The sequence below is a fragment of the Pseudarthrobacter chlorophenolicus A6 genome (assembly GCF_000022025.1).
GTDB classification, from domain to species: domain Bacteria; phylum Actinomycetota; class Actinomycetes; order Actinomycetales; family Micrococcaceae; genus Arthrobacter; species Arthrobacter chlorophenolicus.
In genome coordinates this window covers 2,555,686-2,567,349 of the sequence record NC_011886.1, presented here as the reverse complement: position 1 = coordinate 2,567,349, position 11,664 = coordinate 2,555,686, and the positions used below count along the sequence as shown (strand labels likewise).

9 protein-coding genes and 2 tRNA genes are annotated in these 11,664 nt (G+C 65.4%); 6 read left to right on the top strand and 5 right to left on the bottom strand.

All coding sequences use genetic code 11. The annotated features are described in order from the left end of the window. Window positions 1-98: 98 nt before the first annotated feature. The 3 genes from ACHL_RS11545 to bcp form a co-directional block, all read right to left on the bottom strand. On the bottom strand, window positions 99-788 hold the full coding sequence (locus ACHL_RS11545) for a fasciclin domain-containing protein (RefSeq protein ID WP_015937463.1): 690 nt from the start codon (window positions 786-788) through the stop codon (window positions 99-101). A 218-nt stretch (window positions 789-1,006) separates the two neighbouring features. Then, window positions 1,007-1,088: transfer RNA gene (locus ACHL_RS11540), tRNA-Leu, on the bottom strand. Window positions 1,089-1,184: 96 nt separating this feature from the next. After that, window positions 1,185-1,658, bottom strand: a complete 474-nt coding sequence (gene bcp, locus ACHL_RS11535) for a thioredoxin-dependent thiol peroxidase (RefSeq protein ID WP_015937462.1) — start codon at window positions 1,656-1,658, stop codon at window positions 1,185-1,187. A 96-nt stretch (window positions 1,659-1,754) separates the two neighbouring features. Between bcp and ACHL_RS11530 the strand changes: the two genes are divergently transcribed. Continuing rightward, entirely contained in the window at window positions 1,755-2,213 is a 459-nt protein-coding gene (locus ACHL_RS11530) for a MarR family winged helix-turn-helix transcriptional regulator (RefSeq protein WP_015937461.1), read from the top strand. A 205-nt stretch (window positions 2,214-2,418) separates the two neighbouring features. On the opposite strand, the gene ACHL_RS11525 is transcribed toward ACHL_RS11530, so the two are convergent. Together ACHL_RS11525 and ACHL_RS11520 are read right to left on the bottom strand one after the other, a co-directional pair. After that, window positions 2,419-2,494: transfer RNA gene (locus ACHL_RS11525), tRNA-Lys, on the bottom strand. A 304-nt stretch (window positions 2,495-2,798) separates the two neighbouring features. Then, a complete protein-coding gene (locus ACHL_RS11520) occupies window positions 2,799-4,019 on the bottom strand; it encodes a sunset domain-containing protein (protein ID WP_015937460.1) in 1,221 nt (406 codons plus the stop codon). A 247-nt stretch (window positions 4,020-4,266) separates the two neighbouring features. Here ACHL_RS11520 and ilvD point away from each other — a divergent pair, with 247 nt between their 5' ends. The 5 genes from ilvD to serA all read left to right on the top strand — a co-directional run bounded on the left by ilvD (window position 4,267) and on the right by serA (window position 11,582). Then, window positions 4,267-5,985 (top strand): dihydroxy-acid dehydratase, encoded by a 1,719-nt coding sequence (ilvD, locus tag ACHL_RS11515; protein ID WP_015937459.1) that lies wholly within the window; start codon window positions 4,267-4,269, stop codon window positions 5,983-5,985. Between the two features lie 329 nt (window positions 5,986-6,314). After that, window positions 6,315-8,222 carry an acetolactate synthase large subunit gene (locus ACHL_RS11510; protein ID WP_015937458.1) on the top strand — a complete coding sequence of 636 codons (1,908 nt, stop codon included), beginning with the start codon at window positions 6,315-6,317 and terminating at the stop codon, window positions 8,220-8,222. A 2-nt stretch (window positions 8,223-8,224) separates the two neighbouring features. Continuing rightward, entirely contained in the window at window positions 8,225-8,737 is a 513-nt protein-coding gene (gene ilvN, locus ACHL_RS11505; protein ID WP_015937457.1) for an acetolactate synthase small subunit, read from the top strand. Window positions 8,738-8,821: 84 nt separating this feature from the next. Then, window positions 8,822-9,847 carry a ketol-acid reductoisomerase gene (gene ilvC, locus ACHL_RS11500; protein WP_015937456.1) on the top strand — a complete coding sequence of 342 codons (1,026 nt, stop codon included), beginning with the start codon at window positions 8,822-8,824 and terminating at the stop codon, window positions 9,845-9,847. 145 nt (window positions 9,848-9,992) lie between these two features. After that, window positions 9,993-11,582 (top strand): phosphoglycerate dehydrogenase, encoded by a 1,590-nt coding sequence (gene serA, locus ACHL_RS11495; protein WP_015937455.1) that lies wholly within the window; start codon window positions 9,993-9,995, stop codon window positions 11,580-11,582. Window positions 11,583-11,664 lie beyond the last annotated feature (82 nt).

Here is an 11,664-nt window from a genome sequence, read left to right as displayed (position 1 = left end):
TGTCCGCCGCCGGGCGGGTACAGGACCAGCGCGCTGAAGCCGGACCCGCTATAAGCGGGCCCGGCTTCAACGATTTGGGCCGGAAGATCCGGCATTGCCTACTTGGGCATCAGCACCGAGTCGATCAGGTAAACGGTGGCGTTCTTGGTCTTGACGCCGCCGCAGATCACGTTGGCATCGTCAACCTTAAGGTTGTCGCCGCTGCCCGTTACAGTCACGGAACCGCCCTGGACAGTGGCGTGAGTGCCGGCGATCTTGTCGGGCGTGATCTGGCCGGGCACCACGTGGTAGGTGAGGATCTTGCTCAACAGGGCGTCGTCAGTCTTCAGCGTTTCAATGGTCGCGGGGTCGATCTTGGCAAAGGCGTCGTCAACCGGAGCGAAGACGGTGAATTCGCCACCGTTGAGCGTGTCAACCAGATCAACCTTCGGGTTCAGTTTTCCCGAAACCGCAGCGGTGAGGGTAGTGAGGATCGGGTTGTTCGAGGCCGCAACGGCGACGGGATCAAGGGCCATGCCCTCGACGGATCCGGCACCGGTGGGTACCTTCTCGGCGTAACCGGCGCAGCCCGGGCCCACCAGGTTGGCAGCCGGGTCCATCATGCCTGCGGAGGCGCTGGCAGAGGAGCTCGCCGACGGTGACGGGGCCATGCTGGAGGCCGACGGCTCCGCTGAGGGAGCGGACGAGGATCCGGAAGTGGTTCCGGAGCCGCCACACGCGGTCAGGCTAAGCAGCGCGGCAGCTGCAACGCCTGCGACCGTGAAAGTTGTGCGCTTGATTGTCTGCATTGCGTTCTCCTTGATTGTTGTGGGCCGGCCGCCGACTGGATGTCTGCGGTAGTGGTACTGATCCGGCTGGTGGGCACCTGCCCTGTGGCCGGCGTCTCACAGTGCATTCGGGCGGCAGGTCGATCCGGATGGGCGGTTCCGAAAAGTTTTTCCGGGGTCCACCTGCTGAAACACAAAAATCCCCCGGCCGAAGCCAGGGGATTCCCGTATTTGTTGAGTGCGCAAGGGGGGACTTGAACCCCCACGCCCGAAGGCACAGGAACCTAAATCCTGCGTGTCTGCCAATTTCACCACTCGCGCCCGGCACCACTTCGCTGCGCAAAAAAACGCGCACGACGTCGAATGCCAGCTTCCATTGTAGCGGTGAGCACGTGCACCGCCCGCCAGTCCGGGACGTTAGGCGTCGAGCTTCAGGTCCCGCCGCAGCTTGGCAACGTGGCCGGTGGCCCGGACGTTGTACTGGGCCAGAGCCACCTTGCCGTCGGGGTCCACCACGATGGTGGAGCGGATGAGGCCCTGGTAGGTCTTGCCGTAGTTCTTCTTTTCACCCCACGCACCGTAGGCCTCGGCCACGGCGTGGTCCTCATCCGAAAGCAAGGGAAAAGTCAGTTCCTCGGCGGCAGCGAATTTGGCGAGCTTCGCCACCGGGTCCGGGGAGATCCCCACCACGTCGTAGCCGGCGGACTGGAGGGACGCCAGGCTGTCACGGAAATCGCAGGCTTCCTTGGTGCAGCCCGGCGTAGCGGCTGCCGGATAGAAGTACACCACTGTGTTGCGCCCGGAGCCGGGGGAGAGGGAAACATCCTTGCCCGATGCATCCTTGAGCGTGAATCCGGGCGCGTCGTCGCCGGTAACGAGTCTTTCAGCCATTGTTTTTCTCCTTGTTGCGGGCGGGACACAACAGCCTAATAAGCAGGGGAAGCCAGCGCTAATCAGCATTTGGCTATACTTGCTGCTATGCCTGATATGGATCACTGGCCCACGGGGCGCCTCTTGTCCACTGCCGCGCGCCTCGTTGAACACTCGTGGAACGAAAAACTTGGCGCCATCGGCCTTACCCACGCCGGCGTTATCGCCATTGAGGTCCTTGCTGCGCAGGGTCCCATGACCCAGGCTCAGCTGGCCCAATACGTGCGTGTCCAGGCGCAAACCATGGGCAAGACCCTCAGCCGGCTTGAGACGCACGGCCACATTGCCCGCGTCCGCAGCACATCGGACCGCCGCAGCCACGTGGTCTCCCTCACCGAGAGGGGCAAGGAAGCGGTGGCTGAGGCTGTCGAGATGGAGCGTTCGGTGCTGGCGTCCTCGTCCATCGACCCCGAACTCCTGCGGCAGGAGCTCAAGTCCGTGGTCCGGGAACTTGCCAGCCAGTTCGCTACCACCCCGGGCAACGCTGCCGCCCTGGTGGACAACCCTTCCAGCTGAACGCGCCACCGCACGCACTCATTACACAAAAAACGTGGCCCGGATTCCCGGGCCACGTTTTTTGTGCCCGCAGGGGATGCCTCTGCCGCAGAAGGGGTCCCCGTTTGATCCGTGCGGGGCGGTGCCGAATGCCGGGCGAAAAGTGCCGGACTAAACAAAACAGCCCCTGGCTTGCGTTTCCGCGAGCCAGGGGCTGTTTTCCCAGTGGTGCACCCCCCGGGACTTGAACCCGGAACCCATTGATTAAGAGTCAATTGCTCTGCCAATTGAGCTAGAGGTGCATCTTATTTGTTTCGATCTCCCGGGCTTTTTCTTTCCCGTTGATCTCCGCAACGACATGAAACTCTACACGAACTTTTGGTGCATGTGAAATCGGCCTGCCCGGCAGTTCAGTGGGGATGGTCTTCCCGTCCGGAATCCGCAGAAACTCAAGGATTTCCGGCCCATGCGCACTGCGTCGGGATGGTGGAAAGCGGCCCGCTATGCGCCCTCCGGCAACCCGTCCCTGCTGTGAGTTGGGACACAGGCAGGGGCGGGCGGGATCTGCGGGGCTTGCCGGCACGTGCATGCCCTGCCGGCAACGCCTCAGAGGCGCCGGCGGCGGGGAGCCCGGAAACCGGCGGCTTCGGCATGGGCGGCGGATTCAAACCAGACCTCGGCGCGCGTCCCGTCGTAGTCCGGGTGGCCTTCTTCGTAATAGACCATGGAGCCGGCATCGCCCTTGACCGTGTACTCAGCGGGGCCGCTGCCGTCCGCACCGGCACCTGCGGACCCTGCTCCGTACGGTTCCTCGGCAGCAAGATGGCCCTGCGGTTCCGGGGCTCCCTGCGCCGGAGCGGACGGGGGTGCCTGCAGGTGGTCGGCACCGTTCTCTGCAAGGGCAGATGACTGGGTGCGGTCCGCGGTCTCCGCGGCAGCTAAGCCGGAACCAGCGGAATCTTCAGCGGGGGCAACAGGGGCGTCGCTGAGGCCGCTGCCTGTACCGCTGTCCGGTGAGTCCGGCGCAGTCGCCGCGCCCGTGTCCACAGGGACGTCGGTGGCCGGGGCCGGGCCGGGGGAGTAGCTCGTCTGCCCTCCGGTCCGGGCAGCAGCCGACAGGCCGGCGTCGTCCTCTTCCACGGCTGCAGTCTCAGCGCCGGGGAGGGTGGGTGAGTGGGGCTCCGTGTATTCCGCGTGGTGAACGGGCTGGGCGGCCGGCGCCGGGGCCTGTTCCGGCGCGGGCGCGACGAGGGGTGTCGTCTCCGGCGTACCCGAGCCGCCGGCCTCGGACCACTGCGTCTCCCATTCCGCCTGATCCTGGCGGCTCCGCTCATCCCGAGGGCTTTCCGGGCGGGAATCCGCCGGGGATGCCGGCGCCTCGGCGGCGGCTCCCAGCGGCGACGACCAAGTGCCATCCGCTGCCGCCCCGGCTGGTGTTGTGCCGGAAGCGTCCCGGCTGAGGTCTGCGCGGTCAGTTGCCGTGTGGGCGGCGCCCGGGTGGGCCGTGGCTTCTCCCGGCGCTGCTGCCGAATCTGCAGGCTCGTCCGCGGCGGAGGGTGCCGCGGGCTCGGCGGGCCGTCCGAAGCCTGCTGCAGAGGCAATTCCGGCCGTTCCCGCCGCTTCGGCCGATGCCGCGGCGCCGCCGCCGGAAAGGGCCCCATCCGTCCGGCGGTCTGCCGGAGAGCTTGGAGGCCGTGCTGCATCGGGCCGGGTGTTCCCGGCAGGGCCTGCGGCACCGGAGCTCTTTGCCCGGCTGTTGCGGCTGACCAGCCACCACACAGCGCCGACGACGATGACTGCTACCACGATCCACATGACGACATCCATGGCAATCCCTTCAGTTTGGCTTACAACGCGTTCTGCCCCGACGCTACGTCGGGTCACCATGGCTGTCTAGGTTTGCCGGCCCTGGCGGACGGGGAAGCGACTTGGCTGGCCAGGGCCGCGGCGATCGCTCATGGAGTGGCCGCAGATCGTCGCGGGAGGCTGCCGGCGGGCGGCATGTCTCGGGGTCCGGTTTTTTACCGTCCCCTTTCAGCCCGTTTGGCGCGATGGGGGCCATAGACTTTCCCTCATGAGTGAGAGCCAGATCGAAACAGAGAGCAAGCCTGACATCAAGCCCCGCAGCCGGGTGGTTACCGACGGAATCCACGCCGCACCGGCGCGCGGCATGTTCCGTGCGGTCGGCATGGGCGACGACGACTTCGCGAAGCCCCAGGTCGGGGTTGCGAGTTCGTGGAACGAGATCACTCCCTGCAACCTCTCCCTGAACCGGCTGGCCCAGGGCGCCAAGGAGGGTGTCCACGCCGGTGGCGGCTTCCCCATGCAGTTCGGCACCATCTCCGTGTCCGACGGTATTTCCATGGGCCACGAGGGCATGCACTTCTCCCTGGTCTCCCGCGAAGTGATCGCCGATTCCGTCGAAACCGTCATGCAGGCCGAGCGGATTGACGGTTCGGTCTTGCTCGCCGGCTGCGACAAGTCCCTTCCCGGCATGCTCATGGCCGCGGCCCGGCTCAACCTGTCCAGCGTGTTCCTCTACGCCGGCTCGATCATGCCGGGCTGGGTAAAGCTCGAGGACGGCTCCGAGAAGGAAGTCACCCTCATCGATGCCTTTGAGGCCGTGGGCGCCTGCGCCGCCGGCAAGATGAGCATGGAAGACCTCACGCGCATTGAAAAGGCCATCTGTCCCGGCGAAGGCGCCTGCGGCGGCATGTACACGGCCAACACCATGGCCTGCATCGGTGAGGCGCTGGGCATGTCCCTGCCCGGATCTGCCGCCCCGCCCTCGGCAGACCGCCGTCGTGATGACTTTGCGCGCAAGTCCGGTGAAGCAGTGGTGAACCTGCTGCGCAAGGGCATCACCGCCCGCGACATCATGACCAAGGAGGCCTTTGAAAACGCCATCGCCGTCACCATGGCGTTCGGCGGGTCCACCAACGCGGTCCTGCACCTGCTGGCCATTGCCCGCGAAGCCGAGGTAGAGCTTACCCTCGACGACTTCAACCGCATCGGTGACAGGATCCCGCACCTCGGCGACCTCAAGCCGTTCGGCCGCTACGTCATGACCGACGTCGACAAAATCGGCGGCGTGCCCGTCATCATGAAGGCACTGCTCGACGCCGGGCTGCTGCACGGCGACTGCCTCACCGTCACCGGCAAGACCGTGGCGGAAAACCTGGAAGCCATCAACCCGCCGGATGTTGACGGCAAGATCCTGCGCGCAATGGACAACCCCATCCACAAGACCGGCGGCATCACCATCCTGCACGGCACCATGGCGCCGGAAGGCGCCGTAGTGAAGACTGCAGGATTCGACGCCGACGTCTTCGAGGGGACCGCCCGCGTGTTCGACCGCGAGCAGGGCGCCCTGCAGGCGCTGGACCAGGGCGAAATCCATGCCGGCGACGTCGTGGTCATCCGCTACGAGGGGCCCAAGGGCGGCCCGGGCATGCGGGAGATGCTGGCCATCACCGGCGCCATCAAGGGCGCGGGCCTCGGCAAGGACGTCCTGCTGCTGACCGATGGCCGGTTCTCCGGCGGGACCACCGGGCTGTGCATCGGCCACGTCGCGCCGGAAGCGGTGGACGGCGGCCCTATCGCCTTCGTCAGGGACGGTGACCGGATCCGCGTGGACATCGCCGCGCGCAGCTTCGACCTGCTGGTCGATGACGCCGAGCTTGAGGCCCGCAAGGTTGGCTGGGAGCCGCTGCCGGCCCGCTACACCAAGGGCGTCCTGGCCAAGTACGCCAAGCTCGTGCACAGCGCGAGCACCGGCGCATACTGCGGCTGACGGGTTTCGACAGGCTCAACCGCCGGCCTATGGTTGAGCCTGTCAGAACCTGCGCTTCTCATGCCATATGATCAAAGGGTGGACGTTGGAGTCCACATGGTGAGATGGGATTGTCCCGCGTTGACACCCGTCACACCAGAGGGAAAACTGAACGCATGACTTTCGTTACCAACTGCGCAGTTGCAGTCGTCGTCCTTACCAAGCGCGTGGCTCACTAGCCCCGGCAACGAACTGTCACGCGCAAACCCCTCGAAGAGCCAACACGGCTTGAGGGGTTTTTTTATTCCCCGCAGTTTCACCGCTAATGATGATCCACAAGGAAGAGTCCGATGAGCAAAGGATCGCCGATCAGCCCCTCGCTGATGGCTGCCAAGTCCCCTGGAGCCCCCAAGGCTCCGGAACGTGCCGACCGGACGGCTGAGCACGCCGCCGTCGTCGCCGACCTTGCTGCTGTCTCTCCTGTCCTTGGGCCGAACAACGTTGTACCCCCAACGGTGATGACCGGCTCGCAAGCTATTGTCCGCTCGCTCGAAGAACTCGGCGTCGACGATATTTTCGGTTTGCCTGGTGGCGCGATCCTGCCCACCTACGACCCCTTGATGGCCTCCACCATGAACCACGTGCTGGTCCGTCACGAACAGGGAGCCGGCCACGCCGCGCAAGGCTACGCCATGGTGACGGGACGGGTGGGCGTGTGCATCGCCACCTCCGGCCCCGGCGCCACCAACCTCGTTACCGCCATCATGGATGCCCACATGGACTCCGTACCCCTGGTGGCCATCACCGGCCAGGTGTCCAGCGGTGTCATCGGCACCGACGCCTTCCAGGAAGCGGACATCGTGGGCATCACCATGCCCATCACCAAGCACTCCTTCCTGGTGACCGACCCCAACGACATCCCGCATGTCATGGCGGAAGCTTTCCACCTGGCCTCCACCGGCCGTCCGGGCCCCGTCCTCGTGGACGTGGCCAAGGACGCCCAGGTGGGCCAGATGACCTTCTCCTGGCCGCCCCGCATTGACCTGCCCGGCTACCGGCCCGTCACCCGCGGCCACAACAAGCAGGTCCGCGAGGCAGCAAAGCTCATCGCCGCGGCCACCAAGCCGGTCCTCTACGTTGGCGGCGGTGTGGTCAAGGCCCATGCCAGCGCCGAACTGCGGGCACTGGCCGAGGCCACCGGTGCGCCGGTGGTCACCACCCTGATGGCCAAGGGCGCGTTCCCGGACTCGCACCCGCAGCACGTCGGCATGCCCGGCATGCACGGCAGCGTCTCGGCGGTGACGGCCCTGCAGCAGTCGGACCTGCTGATCACCCTCGGAGCCCGATTCGATGACCGCGTCACGGGTGTCCTGAAGACGTTTGCGCCCCACGCCAAGGTGATCCACGCAGACATCGACCCCGCGGAAATCTCCAAGAACCGCGCCGCGGACGTCCCGATCGTGGGCTCGGTCAAGGAGATCATTCCCGAATTGACCGAGGCCGTGCGGGCCCAGTTCGAGGCCGCCGGAACTCCGGACCTCACCACGTGGTGGGCTTTCCTGAACAACCTCAAGGAAACCTACCCGCTGGGCTTCACTGAACCCGAGGACGGGCTCACCGCACCGCAGAAGGTCATCGAACGCATCGGTGCCCTGACCGGCCCCGAAGGCGTTTACGTAGCGGGTGTGGGCCAGCACCAGATGTGGGCAGCGCAGTTCATCAAGTACGAGCGCCCGCACGCCTGGCTGAACTCGGGCGGTGCAGGCACCATGGGCTACGCCGTGCCGGCAGCCATGGGCGCCAAAGTGGGGGAGCCCGACCGCGTGGTCTGGGCCATCGACGGCGACGGCTGCTTCCAGATGACCAACCAGGAACTGGCCACCTGCGCCATCAACAAGATCCCCATCAAGGTTGCCGTCATCAACAACTCCTCGCTGGGCATGGTGCGGCAGTGGCAGACCCTCTTCTACGAGGGCCGCTACTCCAACACGGACCTCAACACCGGCCATGACACCGTCCGCATCCCGGACTTCGTCAAGCTGGGGGAGGCCTACGGCTGCGCGTCGTTCCGCTGCGAACGCGACGAGGACATCGATGCCACCATCCAGAAGGCCCTCGAAATCAACGACCGCCCGGTGGTGATCGACTTCGTGGTGAGCCCCAACTCCATGGTGTGGCCGATGGTGCCCGCCGGCGTGAGCAACGACCAGATCCAGGTTGCCCGCAACATGACCCCGGACTGGGAAGAGGAAGACTGACCATGAGCCGCCATACACTTTCCGTCCTGGTTGAAGACAAACCCGGCGTCCTCACCCGCGTGGCAAGCCTCTTTGCCCGCCGGGCCTTCAACATCAACTCCCTGGCAGTTGGCCCCACCGAAGTCCCCGGCATTTCCCGGATGACAGTGGTGGTCGACGCCGATGGTGAGCTCATCGAGCAGGTCACCAAGCAGCTGAACAAGCTGGTGAACGTGATCAAGATCGTTGAGCTGACCTCAGAATCTTCCGTACAGCGCGACCACATCCTGGTCAAAGTACGTGCGGATGCCGCAACACGCCTGCAGGTGACCCAGGCTGCAGACCTGTTCCGCGCCTCGGTGGTGGACGTGTCCACAGACTCCGTCGTCATCGAGGCCACCGGCCATCCCGAAAAGCTCTCGGCGCTGCTTTCAGTGCTGGAGCCCTTCGGCATCCGCGAAATTGTGCAGTCCGGCACCCTGGCCGTTGGACGGGGATCCCGCTCCATGAGTGACCGGGCACTGCGCTCCGCCTAGGCAGCACGCCGTGGCGGGACGCTTGCCCGCAACCGCAGCACCGCAAGACCACCACTACAAAACCACTCAAGAGGAGTTACGCAAGTGACTGAAATGTTCTACGACGACGACGCCGACCTGTCGATCATCCAGGGCCGCAAGGTAGCCATCGTTGGCTACGGCTCGCAGGGCCACGCCCACGCGCAGAACCTGCGCGATTCCGGCGTCGAGGTTGTCATCGCGCTCAAGGACGGCTCGAAGTCGATCGCCAAGGCCGAGGACGCAGGCTTCACGGTCAAGAACGTTGCCGACGCCGCCGAATGGGCCGACGTCATCATGATCCTGGCTCCGGACCAGCACCAGCGCTCGATCTTCACCGAGTCCATCAAGGACAAGCTGACCCCCGGCAAGGCACTGGCCTTCGCCCACGGCTTCAACATCCGCTTCGGCTACATCCAGGCACCTGAGGGCGTTGACGTTATCCTCGTCGCCCCGAAGGCCCCCGGCCACACCGTGCGCCGCGAATTCGAAGCCGGCCGCGGCATCCCGGACATCATCGCCGTTGAGCAGGACGCTTCGGGCTCGGCCTGGGACCTGGCCAAGTCCTACGCCAAGGCCATCGGCGGCACCCGCGCCGGCGTCATCAAGACCACCTTCACCGAAGAGACCGAAACGGACCTCTTCGGCGAGCAGTCCGTCCTGTGCGGCGGCGTCTCCCAGCTGATCCAGTACGGCTTCGAAACCCTGACCGAAGCCGGCTACCAGCCGCAGATCGCCTACTTCGAGGTGCTGCACGAGCTCAAGCTCATCGTGGACCTCATGTGGGAAGGCGGAATCGCCAAGCAGCGCTGGAGCGTCTCCGACACCGCAGAATACGGCGACTACGTCTCCGGCCCGCGCGTCATCACCCCCGAGGTGAAGGAAAACATGAAGGCCGTCCTGGCCGACATCCAGTCCGGCGCCTTCGCCAAGCGGTTCATCGAGGACCAGGACAACGGCGGCGTTGAGTTCAAGGAACTGCGCGCCAAGGCAGAGCAGCACCCCATCGAAGAGGTTGGCCGCGAACTGCGCTCCCTCTTCTCCTGGCAGCAGCAGGACGCGGACTACGTCGAAGGTTCCGCAGCCCGCTAAGGCCACCGCGCGCCGCCAAGCGAACGTGCGACAGCCAGCTAAAGTGCCGCGATGAGGCCGGGTTCACACTTAACAATGTGAGCCCGGCCTTTCCGTCGGCCTAGACTTGTTCCCATCCCCAGGACTGCAACGCAGAGGATCAGCCGTGTCAAAACCCGTAGTACTGCTCGCCGAAGAACTTTCCCCCGCCACCGTCGAGGCCCTCGGCCCGGACTTCGAAATCCGCCAGGCCGACGGCGCTGACCGTTCCCAGCTGCTCTCCGCAATTGGCGATGTTGACGCCATCCTGGTCCGGTCCGCAACGCAGGTGGATGCCGAAGCCATCGCAGCGGCGAAGAACCTCAAGGTCATCGCCCGCGCCGGGGTGGGGCTGGACAACGTGGACATCAAGGCCGCCACCCAGGCAGGCGTCATGGTGGTCAACGCCCCCACGTCCAACATTGTCTCCGCAGCTGAACTTACGGTGGGCCACATTCTGAGCCTTGCCCGCCACATCCCGCAGGCCAGTGCCGCCCTCAAGGACGGCGAATGGAAGCGGTCCAAGTACACCGGCATCGAGCTCTTCGAGAAGAAGATCGGCATCATCGGCCTCGGCCGCATCGGCGCCCTGGTGGCAGCCCGCCTGAAGGGCTTCGACACCAAGATCCTTGCCTACGACCCCTACATCACCTCGGCCCGCGCAGCCCAGCTCGGCGTCCAGCTGGTCACCCTGGACGAGCTGCTGGCCCAGTCCGACTTCATCACCATCCACATGCCGAAGACCCCGGAGACCGTGGGCATGCTCGGCGCGGATGCCTTCAAGAAGATGAAGAACACCGCCTACGTCATCAACGTCGCCCGCGGCGGCCTGGTGGACGAAGAGGCCCTGTTCACGGCCCTGCAGGACGGCGACATCGCCGGTGCCGGCGTCGACGTCTTCTCCAAGGAGCCGAGCACGGACCTTCCGTTCTTCAAGCTCGACAACGTGGTGGTCACCCCGCACCTGGGCGCCTCCACCGATGAAGCGCAGGAAAAGGCCGGCGTCTCCGTGGCCAAGTCTGTCCGCCTGGCCCTCGCCGGTGAACTGGTTCCGGACGCAGTCAACGTGGCCGGGGGCGTCATCGCCCCCGACGTGCGTCCCGGCATCCCGCTCATCGAGAAGCTGGGCCGCATCTTCACCGCACTGACCCACGATTCACTTACCCAGTTCGACATCGAAGTTGCCGGCGAAATCTCCTCGCTGGACGTCAAGGTCCTCGAACTCGCGGCCCTCAAGGGCATCTTCGCCGACGTCGTCACCGAACAGGTTTCCTACGTCAACGCCCCGGTGATCGCCGAGCAGCGCGGGATCAACGTCCGCCTGATCACCACCCCGGACACTGAGTCCTACCGCAACGTGCTGACCCTGCGCGGGGCCCTGAGCGACGGCAGCCAGATCTCCGTGGCCGGCACCCTGACCGGTCCCAAGCAGATCCAGAAGCTGGTGGGTATCAACGGCTTCGAGGTGGAAATCCCCATCAGCGAACACCTCGTGGTGGTGGCCTACGCCGACCGCCCCGGCGTCATTGGCACCATCGGGCACATCCTGGGCATGAACAACATCAACATCGCCGGCATGCAGGTGGCCCGCCACGACGAAGGCGGACAGGTGCTGGCGCTGCTGACCATCGACAGCTCCGTCCCGCAGCAGGTCCTGGACGCCATCAAGGCCGGCATCGGCGCAGAGATGGTCCGCGAAGTGGACCTGGAGGACTAGCTCCCCGCATCCCGTAAGCCGCACGAAACGCCGAACGACACGTCCCGGCTCGGCGCGTCCCGTTGCGGCCACGTATGATTGG